This is a genomic window from Paraburkholderia sp. USG1 (assembly GCF_031570135.1).
In the GTDB taxonomy this organism is placed as follows: domain Bacteria; phylum Pseudomonadota; class Gammaproteobacteria; order Burkholderiales; family Burkholderiaceae; genus Paraburkholderia; species Paraburkholderia dioscoreae.
This window is the reverse complement of the sequence record NZ_JAMWXW010000001.1, coordinates 140,762-159,713: the sequence shown is the minus strand read 5'-3', so window position 1 is coordinate 159,713 and position 18,952 is coordinate 140,762. Positions and strand designations below refer to the sequence as shown.

General features: G+C 64.4%; 19 protein-coding genes and 1 pseudogene. 12 read left to right on the top strand and 8 right to left on the bottom strand.

Translation table 11 applies throughout. The annotated features are described in order from the left end of the window. Positions 1-167 precede the first annotated feature (167 nt). The 11 genes from NE850_RS00780 (at position 168) to NE850_RS00730 (ending at position 12,131) form a co-directional block, all read left to right on the top strand. Positions 168-902 (top strand): type IV secretion system protein, encoded by a 735-nt coding sequence (locus tag NE850_RS00780; RefSeq protein ID WP_310698279.1) that lies wholly within the window; start codon positions 168-170, stop codon positions 900-902. Then, positions 899-1,735 carry a TrbG/VirB9 family P-type conjugative transfer protein gene (locus NE850_RS00775; protein WP_310698278.1) on the top strand — a complete coding sequence of 279 codons (837 nt, stop codon included), beginning with the start codon at positions 899-901 and terminating at the stop codon, positions 1,733-1,735. Before NE850_RS00780 ends, NE850_RS00775 begins: the two co-directional genes overlap by 4 nt. Then, on the top strand, positions 1,728-2,927 hold the full coding sequence (gene virB10, locus NE850_RS00770; RefSeq protein WP_310698277.1) for a type IV secretion system protein VirB10: 1,200 nt from the start codon (positions 1,728-1,730) through the stop codon (positions 2,925-2,927). Before NE850_RS00775 ends, virB10 begins: the two co-directional genes overlap by 8 nt. Further along, positions 2,924-4,051 (top strand): P-type DNA transfer ATPase VirB11, encoded by a 1,128-nt coding sequence (virB11, locus tag NE850_RS00765; protein WP_405044783.1) that lies wholly within the window; start codon positions 2,924-2,926, stop codon positions 4,049-4,051. The genes virB10 and virB11 overlap by 4 nt, the downstream gene beginning before the upstream one ends. A 14-nt stretch (positions 4,052-4,065) precedes the next feature. Continuing rightward, positions 4,066-4,467 (top strand): hypothetical protein, encoded by a 402-nt coding sequence (locus tag NE850_RS00760; RefSeq protein WP_310698276.1) that lies wholly within the window; start codon positions 4,066-4,068, stop codon positions 4,465-4,467. Next, positions 4,464-6,245 (top strand): type IV secretory system conjugative DNA transfer family protein, encoded by a 1,782-nt coding sequence (locus NE850_RS00755; protein WP_310698275.1) that lies wholly within the window; start codon positions 4,464-4,466, stop codon positions 6,243-6,245. The genes NE850_RS00760 and NE850_RS00755 overlap by 4 nt, the downstream gene beginning before the upstream one ends. Further along, positions 6,242-8,137 carry a PriCT-2 domain-containing protein gene (locus NE850_RS00750; RefSeq protein WP_310698274.1) on the top strand — a complete coding sequence of 632 codons (1,896 nt, stop codon included), beginning with the start codon at positions 6,242-6,244 and terminating at the stop codon, positions 8,135-8,137. Before NE850_RS00755 ends, NE850_RS00750 begins: the two co-directional genes overlap by 4 nt. A 48-nt stretch (positions 8,138-8,185) precedes the next feature. Continuing rightward, the gene (locus tag NE850_RS00745; RefSeq protein ID WP_310698273.1) at positions 8,186-9,763 is read left to right on the top strand and encodes an LPD7 domain-containing protein; all 1,578 of its coding nucleotides are present in this window, start codon (positions 8,186-8,188) and stop codon (positions 9,761-9,763) included. A 271-nt stretch (positions 9,764-10,034) separates the two neighbouring features. After that, positions 10,035-10,295, top strand: coding sequence for a hypothetical protein (locus NE850_RS00740; protein ID WP_310698272.1), 261 nt, complete (start codon positions 10,035-10,037; stop codon positions 10,293-10,295). Between the two features lies 1 nt (position 10,296). Further along, positions 10,297-11,325: a relaxase/mobilization nuclease domain-containing protein gene (locus NE850_RS00735; protein ID WP_310698271.1), complete on the top strand. Its 1,029-nt coding sequence runs from the start codon at positions 10,297-10,299 to the stop codon at positions 11,323-11,325. 14 nt (positions 11,326-11,339) lie between these two features. Beyond that, a complete protein-coding gene (locus tag NE850_RS00730; protein WP_310698270.1) occupies positions 11,340-12,131 on the top strand; it encodes a DNA adenine methylase in 792 nt (263 codons plus the stop codon). Between the two features lie 81 nt (positions 12,132-12,212). Here NE850_RS00730 and NE850_RS00725 read toward each other — a convergent pair whose 3' ends face one another. The 5 genes from NE850_RS00725 to NE850_RS00705 form a co-directional block, all read right to left on the bottom strand. Beyond that, entirely contained in the window at positions 12,213-12,641 is a 429-nt protein-coding gene (locus NE850_RS00725; protein WP_310698269.1) for a hypothetical protein, read from the bottom strand. Positions 12,642-12,835: 194 nt separating this feature from the next. Then, the gene (locus tag NE850_RS00720) at positions 12,836-13,171 is read right to left on the bottom strand and encodes a hypothetical protein (protein WP_310698268.1); all 336 of its coding nucleotides are present in this window, start codon (positions 13,169-13,171) and stop codon (positions 12,836-12,838) included. A gap of 504 nt (positions 13,172-13,675) precedes the next feature. Continuing rightward, positions 13,676-14,527: an aldo/keto reductase gene (locus NE850_RS00715; RefSeq protein WP_310698267.1), complete on the bottom strand. Its 852-nt coding sequence runs from the start codon at positions 14,525-14,527 to the stop codon at positions 13,676-13,678. Positions 14,528-14,574: 47 nt separating this feature from the next. Next, positions 14,575-15,183, bottom strand: coding sequence for a flavodoxin (locus NE850_RS00710; RefSeq protein WP_310698266.1), 609 nt, complete (start codon positions 15,181-15,183; stop codon positions 14,575-14,577). Positions 15,184-15,199: 16 nt separating this feature from the next. Further along, complete coding sequence (locus tag NE850_RS00705; RefSeq protein WP_310698265.1) at positions 15,200-16,189, bottom strand: aldo/keto reductase; 990 nt, start codon at positions 16,187-16,189, stop codon at positions 15,200-15,202. 89 nt (positions 16,190-16,278) lie between these two features. Between NE850_RS00705 and NE850_RS00700 the strand changes: the two genes are divergently transcribed. Further along, positions 16,279-17,172, top strand: a complete 894-nt coding sequence (locus NE850_RS00700) for a LysR family transcriptional regulator (RefSeq protein ID WP_310698264.1) — start codon at positions 16,279-16,281, stop codon at positions 17,170-17,172. Here NE850_RS00700 and NE850_RS00695 read toward each other — a convergent pair. The 3 genes and pseudogenes from NE850_RS00695 to NE850_RS00685 form a co-directional block, all read right to left on the bottom strand. After that, positions 17,160-17,567: a cupin domain-containing protein gene (locus tag NE850_RS00695; protein WP_310698401.1), complete on the bottom strand. Its 408-nt coding sequence runs from the start codon at positions 17,565-17,567 to the stop codon at positions 17,160-17,162. The two genes, NE850_RS00700 and NE850_RS00695, sit on opposite strands and share 13 nt — an antisense overlap. Before the next feature lie 81 nt (positions 17,568-17,648). Further along, positions 17,649-17,906, bottom strand: a pseudogene (locus NE850_RS00690) (carboxymuconolactone decarboxylase family protein); the annotation flags it as partial. Between the two features lie 195 nt (positions 17,907-18,101). Further along, positions 18,102-18,932, bottom strand: a complete 831-nt coding sequence (locus tag NE850_RS00685; protein ID WP_310698263.1) for an SDR family oxidoreductase — start codon at positions 18,930-18,932, stop codon at positions 18,102-18,104. Positions 18,933-18,952 lie beyond the last annotated feature (20 nt).

The following is an 18,952-nucleotide window of genomic DNA, read 5'->3' as shown; positions in this document are numbered from 1 at the left end:
CAGGAGACCGAGAATGTTCCGATCGATTGTGGTGATCCTCGTATTTCAGTTAGTCATACTTATTAATGGGTGCTCGGGTAACCCGCCTAAACAGGTGTTGCCAGATGGGCTGCATCGCGTCCCGGTGAATCATGTCGCGCCGGTTCCTCCGTCCCGCGGAGACAGCCATGAGCAGTGAGCGTGAAATGGGCAAATCACGGGGCTACCGCCGGGCGCTGGACTTCGAGGTGTCGGTTACGCACCTCCAGGAGAGGTCTGAGCGTCGTGCATGGCATGTCGCTGCGGCTGCAGTCGTGGTGGCGATCCTCTGTGCCGTCGCACTGGCGGTGATGGTGCCGTTCTACCGGGTGGTGCCGCTTCCGATCGAGGTGGACCGCCTGACGGGCGAGGCACAGGTGATCGATGTGCTCGATGCGAAGCACATCCATATGCGTGACATCGAGGACAAGCACTGGGTGGAGGTGTATGTGCGCTCGCGCGAGCGCTACGACTGGGGCTTGCTCCAGATGGATTATGACCGCGTGCTCGACATGAGCGACGACCGGGCGGCGCGCGATTACCGCTCGATCTACAGCGGGCCGGATGCCCTCGACCGGCAGCTCGGCGCCAACACGCAGCGTCGCATCCGGATTCTGTCGACGACCCTCGTGCCGGACGAGCCGGGTCGGGCTGTGGTGCACATCGAGCGAACCACGTGGAAAAACGGCATCGAAAACGCGGAGCCGCCGCAGCGCTTCGTCATCACGCTGGCATTCACCTACCGGCCGGTCATCTTTACGCGTGAACGTACGGCGATTGAGAACCCGTTCGGCTTCCGGGTGACCGCGTATAGCCGCGATCCCGAATACACGCCTGCGGCGTCGGCCCCTGATTCAGCGCCTGTGTCTGGAGGTACGCCATGAAACTGCTGAAGCAGGCAAGGACCAGCGTACTGTCCGCAGGACTCGGAGCGGTATGTGTCGTCGCTCACGCTTACGACGTGCCGGGCTGGTCGGGTGACTCGCGCGTGCGGCAGGTCGTGTACCGGCAGGACGAAGTGGTGCGGGTCATCGCGCAGCGCGGATTTGCCACGCATATTGCCCTCGATTCATCTGAGCACATTCTCGTTGTGGCGCCGGGCGATCGGGACGGCTGGCAGGTGGTCGCAAACCGGGGCGACCACGATGTCTATCTCAAGCCGCAGCTAGCTGCGCACGACACCAATCTCGAAATCCGTACGGACCAGCACAGCTACAGCTTCGATCTGGTGGTGCTTCCGCTCAGGGCGCATTTCGGAAACGACGAGGAGATGTATCGCATCACCTTTGTCTATCCCGAGGCGCAGGCCGCGAAGGTAAAGGCGGGCGACGATGCCGCACTGGTACGTGAACGTCTCGACCGCTCGCCAGCAGTGCGCAATACGGCGTATTCGATGCAGGTGATGCCGCACTCGGAGGACATTGCGCCAACGGCGGCATGGGACGACGGGCGTTTCACCTACATCCGCGTTCCGAATAACCGCCGGATCCCGGCGATTTTCCGGGTCGCCGATGACGACAGTGAGAGCGTCGTTGACCGGCACATGGATGACGACGTGATCGTCGTGCACGAGGTGGCCCGGCGTTTCGTACTGCGCCTGGGTAACGAGGTGGTGGGGCTGTGGAACGACGCCTTTGATGTCGATGGCGTGCCACCGGCGGACGGCACGACGGTGGGTGGTGTAAAGCGCGTCCTGCGGAGCGACGGTCATGAATGATGAAACGCCACGCAACGTGATTGCGCCCGACGCTCATGAGGCAAAGGTCATCGATACCATAAACGGTGACCTTGCTAGTCCGCCGAATGACCGGGGTATGCCGGACCTCGGGCAGCAGGGCGGCCGCGCGCGTACCTGGTGGCTGGTGCCGCTCATCATCGTGGCGCTCGTGATTGGCGGCGCGGTCTGGACCATCCACGGATTCCTTGTGCGGCACGATGCGGCCGAGAAGGCCCGACGGGACGCGGTTCAGGATCAGCCTGCCCAGGGGCGCGTGTTCGGTGAGGGTAGCGGTCCTGCGTCGGCTGCCGTGGCGAGTGATGCAACGGCGGCCAGCACACCGGTTTCAGCGCCTGTGGCGGCGGCATCCGTTCCCGCGCCACGCCATACCACACCGGTTCGCAGCTACTACGACGCACCGCTGCTCGCGACCGGAAGTTCCGGTCCCACCGGTGGCGAGGCGAATGTGCCGGACGGGACGTCGGGCACGTCGACCCGGCCGCCGTCTGGTGTGACGGTGACGTCGGGCGGCGTGTCTCAGGGCAGCTCGCCACTTGCCCAGGCGTTGACACCTACGGTGACGCCCAGGGTGCGCGCGGGCTTTCTGGGAAACCGCAGTCTCACGCTTGCCGAAGGCGCGAAGATCGACTGTGTGGGTGATACGGCATTTGACTCGACCCAGGCAGGCATTTCGACCTGCACGGTCACGAAGAACGTCTATTCGGATGATGGTCATGTCGTGCTGATCGAGCGTGGTTCGCAGATCAACAGCGAGTACCGCTCGAATCTCGCGCCCGGGCAGAAACGGGTGTTCATCCTGTCTGCCCGGATCAAGACCCCCGAAGGTGTAACGGTCGAGATCGATTCGCCGGCGGCCGATGCGCTTGGACGTATCGGTGTGGGCGGGTACGTGAACAACCACTGGGGTGAGCGTATCGGTGCAGCGATGCTGCTCGGCATGACGCAGGATGCGATCGGTTATCTCGCAACGCGCGGCGGCAACAGCAACGGGTCGGTCGTATTCGAAAACACGCAGCAGCAGGGCAACGACATGGCCTCGCGCGTGCTCGACAGTACGATCAATATTCCGCCGACGCTCACGCAGAACCAGGGCGCGGAGTTCACGATTATCGTCGCGAGGGACCTGGACTTCAGTTCGGTCTACACGCTCGAGCCGGAGGGCGCGCCATGAACGCCACCCCGGGCACCCAGGGCGAAGCCGCTGCCGGCATTGACATGCCCTTGCCGAAGCTGGCGGAGGACGCTTCCGTACGCGAACTGATGCGGCCGTTTGCGGGGTTGCTCGATGACCCGGCGGTGACCGAACTGGTGATCAACCGCCCGCAGCGCGTGCTGACGGAAACCCATCTCGGATGGCACGCGCACGACTGCGTCGACCTCGATTTCGAGCGTCTGATGTCGTTTGCCGTCGCGGTCGCCACGCTTACGAACCAGGAGGTGTCCGCCCAGCATCCGATCCTGTCGGCACTGCTGCCGGGCGATTCACGCATCCAGATTGTGGTGCCGCCCGTCGTGCCGCCGCGCACGGTCTCGATCACGGTCCGGCGCCCGTCTGCGCGTGAGAAAACCCTCGACGCCTACCGCGGTGAAGGACTGTTTGAGGACGCAGTTTGGGGCCGCCAGGATGGTGCTGACGCGTTGCGGCCTGTGCACCGCCCGGCGGTCGGCAGGCTGCTCCAGTGCCTGGAGGCACGGGACTGGGCGACCTTCTTTGATCTGGCCGTCAAGAGCCGTCTCAACATTGTGGTGGTCGGCAATACCGGCTCTGGCAAGACCAGCTTCATGCGGACCCTGTGCCGCTCGATTCCGCCGTCCGAGCGGATCATCACGATCGAGGATGTGCGCGAGCTTTTCATCCGCCATATCGAAAACTCGGTGCACCTTCTCTACAGCAAGGGCGACCACGGTCAGGCGAGGGTGACGCCGGCGGATCTGATCGCCAGCACGATGCGTATGCGTCCTGACCGCGTGCTGCTCGCCGAGCTGCGTGGCAGCGAAGCCTATGACTTTCTGAAGCTGCTGACCACCGGCCATTCGGGCTCCATCACGAGCTATCACGCGTCGAGCGCGGCGGTGGCGATCGAACGGTTCGCATTGATGGCCAAGGAGCATCCGGAAGCGTCGACCTGGGATGACGTCGCGCTGCGGCGGCTGCTCTCCATGACGATCGACGTGGTCGCGCACATGGAGGCCAACCCGCTTTTCGATGAAGCCGGCGTGCAGACGGGCCGGCACTGGTCGATGACGGAAGTGTGGTTCGATCCGCTGCGTCGGCATCAGACGGCTTTCGGGTGAAGGGAGTGCAGACCATGGACATCCGAAACGTAAGCGAAGCGGAGCGGCCAGTCATCGGCCGGATGCGTTATCACGCTCTGCCTGCACTGATCACGCTTGCTGTCGTGGCCGCGGCGGCGGTGGGATTGACACTCGCCGTCTGGCTCGCGTCGTTTTTTTTCCTCGCGAGCCAGCACATCAATCCACTTCACGCCGGGATTCATGCGTGGCCGGATGCGGCGCTGGCCTGGTATGACGGACGTACTCCTGGGCAGGGGCGGCGGCTTGCCGGTGCCGCATTGTTCGGTGTGCTGCTCGCGTTCGGCGTGCCGGCGGCCGGCGTTGGCGCGATGCTGGATCGATCCGCGCGTCGCCGTCTCTACGGCAGCGCACGGTTCGCAAACGAGGCGGACATCCGCCGGGCTGGCCTGCTATGAGCACGCGTTCGCACGCTGGCATAGACAGTGGCCCGCCCCTGGTCGTGGGCGTGTGGCGCGGCCGCTATCTGCGGTTCACGGGCCAGCAGTTCGTCCTGCTCGCGGCTCCGGCCCGCTCTGGCAAGGGCGTGGGGATTGTGGTGCCCAACCTGTTAAGTTACCCCGATTCGGTGGTGGTCCTCGATATCAAGCAGGAAAACTTTAACCTTACTGCGGGTTACCGTCGCGCGCACGGACAGGACGTGTACCTCTTCAATCCGTTTGCCGAAGACGGCCGTACACACCGGTACAACCCTCTGTCGGCAATTTCTGGCGGCGTGTTCCGCGTAGGTGACATTCTCGCAATCGGCTACGCGCTGTACCCGGTTGGTGGCCACGATGATTTCTGGAAGGACCAGGCGCGCAACCTCTTTCTCGGCCTGGTGCTGCTGCTGTGCGAATGGCGTGATGCACGACGCAGGGGCAATCTCGATGTGCCCGACTATCCGGTGACGATGGGCGAGGTGCTGCGGCAGTCCTCGGGCAATGGCATGCCGGTCAAGGCGTACCTGCAGCAGGCGCTGTTGCAGAGCCGACGCCTGCTCAGCGGCGCATGCGTCGATGCGTTGAACCGCTTCCTGGCGAACGACGACAAGGTGCTGGCGAGCATCCTCGCCACCTTCAACGCACCGCTCACCATCTTCGCCAATCCAATTGTTGATGCGGCGACTAGCGCGAGCGACTTCGATCCACGTGACGTGCGCAGACGCCGCATGTCGGTATACATCGGCGTCACCCCGGACCATCTCACGGAGGCCGCGCTGCTGGTCAACCTCGTCTTCGCCCAGGTGGTCAACCTGAACACGAAGGAGTTGCCGCAGGACAACCCGGCTCTCAAATATCAATGCCTGCTGCTGATGGACGAATTCACGTCGGTGGGCAAGATCCAGATCATCGCCCGTGCTGTGGCCTACATGGCCGGCTACAACCTGCGACTGCTTTCGATTGTGCAGTCGGTATCGCAGCTCGAGTCGGTCTATGGCCGTGCGGACGCGAGGACCTTCGTGACGAATCACGCGATGCAGATCATCTACGCGCCGCGCGAGCAGAAGGATGCGAACGAATACTCGGAGATGCTCGGCACCTTCACTGATCGATCGCGCAGTGTGAGCCGGTCCAATGCGATCTTCGGCGGCCGCGGCGGGTCCAGCGAGAGCTTCTCCGAGCAGCGTCGCCCGCTGCTGTTACCGCAGGAACTGAAGGAGCTGGGGCGCGACCGGGAGATCATCCTGCTCGAAAACACCAAGCCGATACTGGCCGAGCGCATCTGCTACTGGCGTGACCCGGTCTTCACCTCGCGCCTGCGTGTGGCGCCGGCTGTTCCCGCCATGGACCTCGTACGTTTCATGGCCCAGGTGGAGCGAAGGCTCCGGGACGTTGAACCCGACGATGTGGACGAGACAGGCGTGATGCACATTGCGCCGGAGTATCTCGAAGTGCTGCAGGCCTGGGATCCGCGCGATCTGCCACGCCATCTCAACGATATCGGCGATGACGAAGCGGCTGCGTATGTCGAGCGGCATTTCATGCTGCTGGGAGTGCCGGCGGCGCGCGTGGCTGTCGCGGCGCGCCGGCTTTCGACGTTCGATCTCGACGTCGGCGAGTTGCGACCGGCAGATGCCAGAGCGGGCCGCAAGGCTGCACGGGCGGGTAGTGTGCCGCGCTCGCGTGCGCCCCGTTCTGTGTCACGCACAGCCGAAGGCTCGAACGTTGTGCCGCTCCACGGAGAACGCCGATGAACGCACGGTACCTGAGCGAGGAGGAGCGCGCCCGCGCCGCGCTCGCCGCGATTCCCGCAGAAGACTATACGACCTGGGTCGATATGGCGTTTGCGCTCAAGCAGGGTTTTGGCGAGGCCGGCTTCGGTATCTGGGACGAGTGGAGCCGCAGCGCCCACAACTATAACGAGCGCGCGGCGCGCGTCACCTGGCGCTCGGCAGGCGAATCGGGCGGCAAGAAACTTGCCTCGCTTTTCTGGCTCGCACAGCAGCATGGCTTCGACGTCCGGGGTTCGCGCGCCGCGATGGATCCGGCAGAGCGGGCACGGATGGCGCCGGTGCGCCCGGCTGCGGACCGGGCCGATCTCGAAGCCCGCGCCCGGGCGCGGCAGGCGGCGGTGGCCCGCGAGGCGCTGTCGATCTGGCAGTGGGCGCGCCCGGTGGCGCCGGGGCATCCGTATCTCGGGCGCAAGCGGGTCAGGGCGGTGCCGACGCTGCGGGAGCTGGAAGCCGAGGAACTGCACGCATTGCTCGGCTATGCGCCGCGTAGCGCGGAAGAGGTGCTGACGGGCCGGGTTCTGGTCGTGCCGGTGCGCATTGGCGATGCGCTGTCCACGCTGGAACTGATCGATGCGCAGGGACGCAAGTCCGCGCTCGCCGGGGGGGCGAAGTCCGGGGGTTACTGGGCAGTTGAGCCCGATGGGTTCCGGGAAGGAGCCGCGACGCCGATTCTGGTCGCTGAGGGTGTCGCGACGGCACTGGCGGTGTGGGAGGCAACGGGCTGGTTCAGCATCGCGGCGCTGTCGAGCGGGAACCTGCGGTCAGTGGCCGCGATGTGGCGCGGACGCTACCCGGAAGCAGAAATGCTCGTGCTCGCCGACCTCGGTCCCGGGTACGAGCACGCGAGGCAGGCGGCGCTCGGCACGTCTTCGGTGCTGGCCGAGCCACGCTTCGCGTCGCAGGCCACGATCGGCGGCGAAGTGCCGACGGACTTTGACGACATGGCAGTCCTGTCCGGGAGTCATGCGGTGGGTGAGGTGTTGCGCGAGTCGCTCTATGGCGTCGTCGCGCGTCACGTGACCGGTGTCGAGGCGGAGGGACAGGCCGTTGCGGCAGACGGGTCGGATGGATCGAAGGAGGACCAGACCATGAGTAACGTGAAAGAGAAGCTTGTCGGTGAGGGCGAGGTAGCGGGTCGGCGCCGCGCGGCACGGCGGCGGGGCAGCGGTCAGGAGGTGCCGGCGCCAGCGCCGCAGGAAAGCCAGACGGCCGGGCCGACGACGGCGCCGGCAGGCGCCGCGCAGGGACAGTCGCAGCCGGAGGAGCCGGATCGCCGCGAAGCCGATCCGCCGAAGCAGGACCCACCTGCCGCGCGTGCAGCGGGGGCACCCGCCCGACGCCAGGCCGGCGAGCCGCTGTACGGCCTCGACGACGTGCCCGGTGAAATCAAGGCGCTCGCACAACACCGGTTCGGCGCACAGATCCGCATGGCCGTGCCACGCGAGAACGGTGGCCCCTATCGTGGCGAGGTATTCAACACCGAACACTATCTGATCCAGGAGGTATCCGCGCGCAGCGTCGTGTTCCACGCGAAGTCGAACATGGAGTTCGTTTCGGACCGGCTGCGGTGGATGGACGAGAACCAGCGCCTCAATGGCGCGGAGGTTCAGGTTGGATACGACGGCAACCACGGCAAGGTATATCCGTGGGACCGCTCGCGCGACCTGCTCGAGCGGACGGTCGCATCGCTGAAAAAGTCCGCCCGGGAGGTGGGCTTTGGCGGCGATCTCGATGCGACGCTGGACCAGCTTCAGGGCGTGACGTGGACGCGGGTGCGCGAGGCGCGCGCAGCGGCACTGGCGAAGTCGAAGGAGCGCGCCGGTCGCGAACCGGGCGAAGGGCAGGAACGCTGAACGCGTTAGGCGTTCGGTACGAGCGCAGTGATCAGAGGGAGATTCATCATGGATGAAACCGTCACCTCCTCGGGGTCCCCGGCGGAGGAACCCGTCATCAACGTGATTGAACCGGATCCGCCGCCCTTGCCTGACCCGCAGGGCGGTACCGCAAGCTCTGGCCGTTTTGACCAGACGGCCACCGATGCACTGGCTGCACGCCGGCGGCGCGAATTCGACGCGGCGCGCGCCCGACTGCGCGATCAGGCGATTCGGGCCGACGAGCCATCGCGGGCGGGAGAGCAGCAGCCGGCGAAGCCGCAGAACCCGGCACGCGGCAGCGAGGATGTGCCTGCCCAGCACTGGGCGCCGCTTGGCAGTCCGCCCGAAAAGGTGCGCAAGCGCTATCTGCGTGCGGGCAACCAGTATTTTCTGAAGGACACACCGCATCAACTCGCATTCGAGGATATCGGCCCGTACCTCGTGACGGAACACAACCGCTCCGATGTCGTCGAGTCGATGGTGGACATGGTCCGCGCCAAGGACTGGGGACGCATCCGCGTGTCGGGACATCCACAGTTCCGCCAGGAGGTGTGGGTGCAGGCAACGCTGCTGGGCATCGAGGTCAGCGGATATGAACCGAAGCCGGTCGACTTCGCGCGGCTGGCCGAGGGCCGCCGCGACCGGCTGACGAACCGCATCGAGGTAACCGGACCGGCCGCCGCTGCGCAAGCGTCTGCCGCTTCGACGAAGGCCCCCCCAACGGCGCCCGGCCCAATGCAGGCGTCAGGTGGGAAACCGGCCACGTCAGTCGACGTGCGGCAGCCGGAACCGGGCCCCGGGGTGCCGGTCGCTTCACCCGCCGCCCCAGCACCCGCAGCACCACTTCGACAGGCGGCAGCCCCTGACGTTGAGCCGCCTGTTGCCGATGCGGAGGGGCACGAGCGGCAGCGCTACGCCGGTGAGCTCGTGGAGCACGGTGGTGCGCCCTACCAGCACAATCCCGCGCGCAGCGACTCGTACTACGTTGTGTATCGCGACGCGGGCGGTGCGGACCATGTCGTGTGGGGCGTGGACCTGGAAAGGGCTGTTGCCGAATCGGGCGCGCTCGCCGGGCAACAGGTCGTCCTTGAAAATCTTGGCCGGCGTCTGGTGACGGTCACCGTGCCGGTGGTCGACGCAACGGGAACCGTCATCGGCGAGGAGGAAAAGGACGTCTACCGCAATACCTGGCAGGTTGACGTCGCGGGCCAGGAGCGAACGCAGCCTCGCGCGGCTGCGCCGGAAAGAGAGCGCGAACGCGAAAGAAGCGAAGAGCATAGGGCGTCGACGCCGGAACAGGCGCAGGCCCTGCGGCGGCGCAAGCCTTCGGTCGTGCCGCCGGAGGAGCGGGCTGTGCAGATGGCGGTATTGACCGCGGCCATGCGGCAGCACGGCCTGAGCGAACGATCCATCGCACTGGTGCAGCAGCATGCGCAACGGCTGATGGGGGCGTTTGAAGCTGAAGGGGTAACGGTCCCCCGGCCGCGCGTGTTCGATCCGGAGGCGCCTTCTGCCCGCAGCCGTCGCATCCGCGCTGCTCCTGATCGCGCCCAGAGCCGTGAAGTCGAACGTGCCCCGTCTGAGCCTGCACCGCCCTCACTGTAGGAGCACGCAAGTGATCACGCGAGAGCGACTGTGTGTGGATCTTGGGCCCGCGAAAGGGCGGTGGGAAGCGTGGTGTGCGGCCCGCTGCGTCACCGCTGCGGATGGTGTCCGGCAACTGGTGCATGGCGCCCTGGCTCAGGATGAATCTCGGGCGGCGATAGCTGACCGTGTGTCGGGTCGCTTTCTGCTACACGGGCATCGCGAGCGTGTCGAGATCCGTCTCACGCGGGAAGAGCTCGAAGTCGCCAGGCAGCACGCGGGCGTAGGTGGAATGAATGTCAATCGCTGGCTGGTCGCGGTGATCCGCGCGCAGCTCGTGCATGAGCCCCAACTCGGCGAGCGGGAGATGCGACTGCTCGCAGATTCGAACCAGCAGCTGGCGACGCTCATCGTGTTGCTTGGTCGGCTGCAGGCGCGCGGTGATTCAGGCGACGCGCGGTACGTGGTCGAGACAGCCCGCAGCGTAATCGATGCGCACCTGCGGGCGGTCACGCAGCTGCTGCGTGCCAATCTTGATCGATGGAGCCGCTAGGATGGCGTTCCCGAAGACCTATGTCGACCAGATGCTGCTGAACTGGGGGGACCGGCTGTTCCACGATCCGCTGCGGCATGTTCGCGCGCCGCGCATGTCACGCGCTCAGCTCGGTCGCGATGTGCGACGCATGCGCGAGCAGCTTGTGCGCACGCTCAGGCGCACGCCCGAGGTGATGGTCAAGATCACGAACAAGGCGTCTGGTGCGCAGGGTATGGGTGCTGTGCGGCGGCATCTGCGCTATATCTCGCGCAACGGGCGGGTCCAGCTTGAGGACCAGGATGGCCAGACCGTGCTTGGTCGCGAGGCGCTTCGCGATCTGACCGACGCCTGGCAACTGGGCGGCTGGGGCATCCCGGAAGAAAGCCGCCGACGTGAGGTTTTCAATGTGTTGCTGTCGATGCCGCCGGGCACGGACCGCGAGGCGGTGCGTGTCGCGGCGCGAGCATTCGCGGCGGAGGAGTTCGGTGACGGCAGACGGTATGTCTTCGCTGCGCACGATGACGAGGCTCACCCCCATGTGCATCTGAGCGTGCAGGTGCGTGGAGTAGACGGAAAGCGCCTCAATCCGCGCAAACAGGATCTGCAACGCTGGCGTGAGCGGTTTGCTATCCAGTTGCGCGAGCACGGCGTCGAGGCCAACGCGACGCGGCGGCTCGCGCGCGGTGAAACCCGGCGCTATCCGAAGCAGGCCGTGGTGCACATGATGGCGCGCGGCGAGACGGCGCGCTACTGGCGACCAGAGCTGGGCGGTCAGGCGCGCCATGCATTGCGGGACGCGCATGGCGCCTCATTCGAAGCATGGCAAGGTGTGATTCACGCGATGGGCGGCTCGCAGAGCGCCGATGATCGCAGCTTGGCTGCAATGGTGACGGACTTCGTACAAACCATGCCTGTTCAGCGGGATCGGGCCGGCCGGGATCGGGCGGACCAGTGTGACCGGCAGCGTCGTCCCCGTCGGGCGCACGAGCGCAGCAATGTGCAGCCGGAACTGTTCCCGGATGATCGCGATGTCGGGGCGGAGCGCTGAGCGCGGGAGACAGCATGGCGATGCCCATCATTCCATGGATAGGCGGCAAAAGACGGCTCGCGGACGTTCTGATTCCGCGCTTTCCTCCGCATACCTGCTATGTTGAGGTATTCGCCGGCGCGGCGGCCCTGTTCTTCATGCGCCCGCCTGCGGACGTCGAAGTGCTCAACGACGTGAACGACGATCTGATCAACCTCTATCGCGTCGTGCAGCATCACCTTGAAGAGTTCGTTCGTCAGTTCAAGTGGGCCTTGACCAGCCGGGAGGTGTTCAGGTGGCTAAGTGATACACCGCCTCACACACTGACCGACATCCAGCGCGCGGCACGCTTTTACTACCTTCAGCAAAACTGCTTCGGCGGTCGCGTGGAAGGTCGGTCGTTTGGCACTGCGACGACCTCGCCGCCAGGGCTGAACCTGCTCAGGCTGGAAGAGACCCTGTCCGCAGCACACCTCCGGCTATCAGGTGCGTACATCGAGAAGCTTGAGTGGCACGCCTGTATTGAGCGATACGACAGGCCGCATACATTTTTTTATCTCGATCCTCCGTATTTCGAAACAGAGGGCTACGGTGTGCCGTTCGGGTTCGAACAGTACGAGCGTATGGCAAACATGATCGGAGGACTGCAGGGGCGGGCCATTCTGTCGCTCAACGACCATCCTGCAATCAGGGCATTGTTTGCGCAGTTTGAGATGGAATGTGTCGATATCCAGTACACGGTTGGCGGCGCGGGAAATACCGTTCCGCGCAAGGAAATCATTATCTATAGCTGGGACAGGTCGGCTGACCCGGTGGGCCTGTTCTGAGTTCTCGCGGTCTGTGCGAAACAATCGCCCTGAACGATATCGAGGACACGATCGGGATGGTTGATAGGAGGTCGATGATTCTCACGAATCGAGAAGCCAAGCGGGTGCCCCCTTGTACGAAGCGACGACCATCACAACCATTGCAACTGCGAGAACGGCAAAGCTGCAGACAGCGAGCGGGAAGAACAGCGCAATTTGTAGTGCTGAGCCCCCGAAGCCGTATAGCAGGTCGGTATCTCGGACGTTCTCGTAGACAAGCCACGCGGCAGCAACAAGCCCGAGGGCCATCAGAATGAGCCCGTCAGACAGGGGGGTGTGGTGCAGGGTCGCCTGGGCCCAGAAATAAAGTCCCCACCACACCAGATTGATTGTGATGGCCGTAATCCAGAAGCTTCGCATCGTGAAGAACGAATGCCCAAAGCGGCGTCGGCAATGACGATTGAACAGCTGGATGCCTTTGGCGATACCGACGACCACGACGATGATCAGCGCAAGTTTAAGCCAACCCATGATGCGCTCCCTCGAGCAGGGGGAATAACATAACAATGCTCCGCCTGAGGCAGATTTTCATCAGTCAAATATAGACGTTTGACCGGATAATGCAACGCGGTGAAGGCAACCAGTGCGGTAAAGCGGTGAGCTGCCTCGGTCGCCGCCGGATGTGCGATGCATGGCAGGCACGCGCGCTCCTCCGGCGGGACAGATCAGTCCTTGACCCAGCCGAATGCGTCTACGCGGCTGATCTTTTGGGGCATGGCGACGGCGGCCGTAATCTTGCCGGGCATTGGCAGATCGAGAATGTGGCATCGCCGATCCGGCGCGGAGTGGATGATCGTTGCGGCAGCATATTCTGCCGTGATCGTCGGGGCGGCACCGAGTTTGCCAAGGGCAGCAAGACGGGCGACGCCTGAGTGCCGGGCCGAGTGTTGTTCGGGGGTACCGTGACTGCCTGCGAGGAGACCTGTAACGAAGTCGGTCTCGGTCCGGTGTTCGACGTCGGCGAATATCGCTTCGGTGCGGCGCGCCAGAGGTGCTGGCATGACTGCACCGATACCCACCTCTGTGTTGCAGAGGCCGATAATGATCTATACCCCGGCGTACGCCACCTGAACGTGAACAGCCCGTCGCGGTTCCGGCCGAAATAGTCGGGGTTGTCCGTCGGCGTCGTCGGTCAGCACGAGCGCACGCGGCGCACAGCCAACCATTTTTCCAAGGATTCTTTGTAGCGTTGCACGACCCACCAAAAAGCGCCGCGCCATCGCCGGGTTCGGATAGTGTCTTGCACGCTCCAGCTCAGCTCTGGACAGCCAGGAAAGTGCTTCGTCCCCGGGAATCGAACGGCTCGAGGGAACGGGCGACGTACGCCTGCGTGCACCAAACCCGCTCCTCGCGGCCGCTCGCATCGAGGATCTATCCGATGTCGCGAACGTCGCCGCCGATCCGCCGGTGCCGCGAAGCGCATCGGGTCTCTCGATCTATAAGGTTGTCGGCAATGCAAGACGCGGCGCTCGGGTTCAGCAACTCACCTTGAGCTGGACTGCGTGTCAGAGGTCGAGCTTTCGTTCGCTCATCCACTTAACGATCTTCGGATCGCGGTGGGAGAAGAAGCTGCTTGTGCCAGTCTCCAGCGTTGCGACGGCCTGCATGTCTTCCCCGGACAGCTCGAAGTCGAAGACGGCGAGGTTTTCCAGCATCCGCTCCTTGCGCACGGACTTCGCGAGGGCAACGACGCCGCGCTGAACCAGCCAGCGCAGCACGACCTGTCCTACGGTCTTGCCGTGCTGCTGCGCAATCGCCACCAGCCGCTCGTTCTGGAACAGGTTGTTCCGTCCTTCGGCGAAGGGTGCCCACGCCTCCGGCTGCACGCCAAGCTCACGCATGAAGTCGACGCTTTCCGCCTGCTGGTGGAAGGGGTTCACTTCAATCTGGTTGACGGCCGGCTTCACTTCGTTGAAGCACGCGATATCCATGAGACGATCAGGCTGGAAGTTGCTCAGACCGATTGCGCGAAGCTTGCCCGCACGGTGGGCCTCCTCCATCGCCCGCCATGCGCCGTGGACGTCCGAGAATGGCTGGTGGATCAGGAACAGGTCGAGGTAATCGAGGCCAAGACGCTTGAGCGACTTGTCGATGGCCACCCGGGCACGCTCATAGCTGACGTCCTCAACCCACAACTTGCTGGTGACGAAAAGCTGGTCGCGGGGTACGCCGCAACGCTTGAGTCCACGCCCCGTTGCTTCCTCGTTCCTGTAGGACGCCGCAGTGTCGATGAGGCGATAGCCCGCCTGCACCGCGTCCACGACGCAGCGTTCGCATTCCGCCTCGTCGGCGATCTGGAAGACGCCGTACCCGAGGATCGGCATCTTCATTCCGTTGTTCAGTGTCACGTCTTGCATGGTTAATCCCTTGTGTTGATGAGAGTCGATGGTGCAATGAGGTGGGTTCAGGCCGCGCCGAATACCCTGGTCAGGCCGGTTACGTTGAGCCACTCGTTGACGGAATTCATCGTCCTGCGCTCCTGATCCGCTTCCATGACGAATGGACTGCGCAGCTTTGCCCGCGGCGCGTGGCTGGCGAGCACTGACTGACTGCTTCCAAGGCCGTAACCGCCGTGGGTGATGAAGGGGATCAGCGTCCGGCCGGACAGATCGTGAGCAGAGAGGAAAGCGCGGATGACCGGCGGCGTTGTTTCTCCCCAGATGGGAAACCCCAGGAACACGGTGTCGTAGTCCTTCATGTTGGAGACCCGAGCCTGCAGCGCGCGCTCACGGCCGCTATCACGCTCCTGCTGCGCCTGCTCAACGGTCGCCAGATACTCCTCGGGATAAGGGGCGGCGGGCCGGATCTCGAACAGGTCGGTGTTGAGTGACCGATGGATCAGGCCGGCGATTACCAGCGTGTTGCCGGTGCGGGAAAAGTAGGCCACGAGCGTGCGCGATCCGGCGCGTCGCTGCTCACCACCCGAGCCTGACGCTGCCGCGATGCCGGACACGGGAAGCGTTGCGAGTGCTGTCACGAGCGTCCGGCGAAAGTGGTCCGCAGACAATGACATCGTGGCTTCTCCTGACCTATCGTCCCACGCGGGCCTGCAGCGCGGCGGGGTAGCGCTCGCCCTGAATCTGGACCCGCTCCAGAACGCCGGCGATCGTACGCAGGTCGTCGTCGGACAGCGCCACCGATGCGGCGCCGAGGTTCTCTTCGAGCCGGTGCAATTTGGTGGTGCCGGGAATCGGCACGATCCAGGGCTTCTGGGCCAGCAGCCACGCCAGGGCGATCTGGGCGGGCGTTACCCCTTTGTCCCCGGCTATCCGGCCGAGTTCGTCCACCAGCGCCTGGTTCGCCTGTAGCGCTTCCTGCGAGAACCGGGGCACGATGCTGCGGAAGTCGTCACTGCCGAAGGTCGTGCCCTCCTTGATGGCGCCCGTCAGGAACCCCTTGCCCAGCGGGCTGAATGGCACAAAGCCAATTCCAAGCTCTTCCAGAGTCGGCAGGATCTCCGTCTCGGGCTCGCGCCACCACATCGAATATTCGCTCTGCAGGGCCGTGACGGGTTGCACGGCGTGGGCGCGGCGGACAGTCTGCGCGCCCGCCTCGGACAGGCCGAAGTGTTTTACCTTGCCTTCGGCGATCAGATCCCGGACCGTACCGGCCACATCCTCGATCGGCACCTCGGGGTCAACCCGGTGCTGGTACAGCAGATCGATCACGTCGGTACGCAGGCGTTTGAGCGAGCCTTCGACAGCCCAGCGGATGTGCTCCGGCCGGCTGTTGAGGATCTGCTGCCGGTTGTCGTCGCCGAAGGTGAAGCCGAACTTGGTGGCGATCACCACCTTGTCGCGCATTGGAGCGAGCGCCTCACCGACCACTTCCTCGTTGAGATATGGGCCGTAGACCTCGGCGGTATCGAAGAAGGTCACACCGCGGTCCACCGCCGCGCGGATTAGCGACACAGCCTGCCGGGTGTCCGTGGCAGGTCCGTAGCCATGACTCAGGCCCATGCAGCCGAGGCCGATGGCGGACACTTCGAGCTGGCTGCTGCCGAGTTTGCGTGTGTTCATGATGCCCTCCAGTAAAGGTAACTCTAGACCCGAACGATTGGCGATACTAGGTGGCATAATCGGAAAGGGTTTATAACCGGAGCGTATAAATGTCGATCGAAGGCTACGACCAGCTCGCGATTTTTTCGGTCGTGGCGCGCGAGCGCAGCTTTACCCGCGCGGCCGCCAGGCTCGGCATGTCACAGCCGGCACTGAGCCGGGCCATGCGACAGCTGGAAGATCGGCTAGGCGTGCGGCTTCTCGCGCGCACGACCCGCAGCGTTTCCCCCACTGAGGCGGGCGATCGGCTGTTACGGGTGATCGCCCCCCGATTCGAGGAGATCGACACCGAACTGGCCCTGCTCAGCGAATTCCGGGACAAGCCGGCAGGCACGCTGCGCATCACAGCCGGTGAACATCCGGCTATCACGGTCCTGCAGCCGGTGCTCGCCAAAATCCTGCCGGAGCATCCGGACATCCATATCGAGGTCACCGTGGACTACGGCTTGACCGACATCGTGGCCGAGGGCTACGACGCCGGCGTCCGCCTCGGCGAACAGGTCGCGAGAGACATGATCGCCGTGCGTATTGGTCCCGACGTGCGAATGGCCGTGATCGGTTCTCCGGACTACTTCGCCCGGCATCCGCGACCGAAGACCCCGCGCGACCTCATCCGCCACAACTGCATCACGATTCGCCTGCCAACCTATGGCGGCATCTTCCCCTGGGAGTTCGGGAAGAAAGGGGAAGAGCTGAAAGTGCGCGTTGAAGGCCAGCTCGTCTTCAACAACATCGGCATGCGTCTGGACGCGGCCCTCAAGGGGCTCGGACTGGCGTACATGCCGGAGGACCTGGTGCAGAGGCATATCAAGGACGGTCTATTGATACGCGTACTAGCTGACTGGTGCCCACCCATCCCGGGATACCACCTCTACTATCCGAGCCGGCGCCAGAGTTCACCCGCCTTCACGGTGTTGCGCGACGCCTTGCATTACCTGGGCTGACCTGCCAGATACTGGGCATCCGTCACCCGTTCCATCCAGTCGACCGACTTGCCATCAAGCGCTTCCGCGATCGCAACGTGCGTCATGCCCGAGGTGCGGGTGGCGCCATGCCAGTGCTTGACCCCGGGGGGAATCCAGACGACGTCGCCTGGCTTGATGACCTGTACCGGCCCACCCCACTGCTGCACCAGTCCCATACCGGCCGTGACAATCAACGTCTGTCCCAGTGGATGGGCGTGCCAGGCCGTGCGCGCACCCGGCTCGAACGTCACGATCGCGCCACCGGTGCGTGCAGGCGCCTGCGTCTGGAACCGTGAATCCACCTGTACCTGGCCGGTGAAATGGTCGGCAGATCCGTGAGCGGAGGGCAGGGACCCCGCGCGTATGACGGTGATCGTTCGATCCTCCCGAGCCTGCGCTCCCCGAGCGGGCTGGCTCGCCGAAGCATCCGCTGTCCGGAATACCTCGCGCGCGACCGGCACTGCGGAAACGGCATTGGGCCAGCCCGTATAAAAGGCGAGCTGCGTGATCGTCTCGACCAGTTCCTCTCTGGTCACACCGTTCTGCAGGGCCAACGCCATATGCGAACGAAGCTGGTCGGGGCGATTGAGCGCGATGAGCGCCGCAACCGTGACCAGGCTGCGGTCACGCTTTGAGAGCTGCCTGCGCTCCCACACGTCGCCGAAGAGCACCTTGTCGGTGAGCTCTGCGAGCTTGGGGTCGACGTCACCCATCAACTGCTGGGCCCGGGTCGGTTGCTTACTGTTGGTCAGCGTGGGCTTTTCAGACACTGGAGATACCTTTTCCTGAGCAGGGACCGGATTGCTCACGCTCAGGATTGCAGCCGATAGAATGAGCGCCCGCGCGAACAGTTTCATGACGTTCCTCCGTATTTCGCAGGCCGTTGGCAACAGCCGGTGCGCAAGATTTCAATGACCGGCAGCATGCTGCGCGACCAGTTGCTCGCGAACGCGTGAGGGTTCTTTTTCGAGCGGCATGTTGTTGACGTCGCGTACCCCGTCCATCGAACCAGGCGGATCGGCGACCAGCGGCGCAAACAGCGCATCAAGATCCTGGGTCGCAGGCCCACGCTCCGCCACCAGTTCGACAGTCCTGAAAGCAGCAGCGGGTGTTGAAAGGCTGCGCACGAGCATTTCGGCGATCTGCTGGCGCGAGACCACCCCATCGCTGGCGTCGCTGGCCCAGCGGGTATCGCCCTGCAGTAACACCAGCCGTTGCTGATCGGGTTCGTTGTAGTCGAACCAGCCGGGCCTGACGATGGTGTAGACGCAACCGCTGGCACGCACCAGCCGCTCGGATCGCCGTTTCCAGTCGTGACCTCCGAGTGCGCCCAGGTGGGGATCTTCACGTTTGGTCACGCCAATGGCGGTCATGAGCGCGATCCGGGGCTTGTGATGGCCCAGGGCCATCAACACGTTGCGTACGCCGCCGTAGTCGACCGCTTCCGCACGCTCGCCACGCATGCTTCCTGCGCCCAGCGTAAAGACAACGGCATCAACGGCCTCGACTGCCCTTGCCAGGCCTTCCCCGGACGTAACCTCGCCGACCACCAGTTGCGTCTCTGGCGGCAGAACGCGACGCGCCTTGGCTTCGTCGCGAACCAATGCCCGAACCGCGTATCCCTGCCGAAGGGCCTCGGCTACCACCATGCGGCCGATGCTGCCGGTGGCGCCGACGGCCAGCACGGTGGCGGGTGGAGCGACCACCACAGGATCCGGGTTATCAGGGCGCTTAGTCATCAACTTCCTCCAGTCAGCAG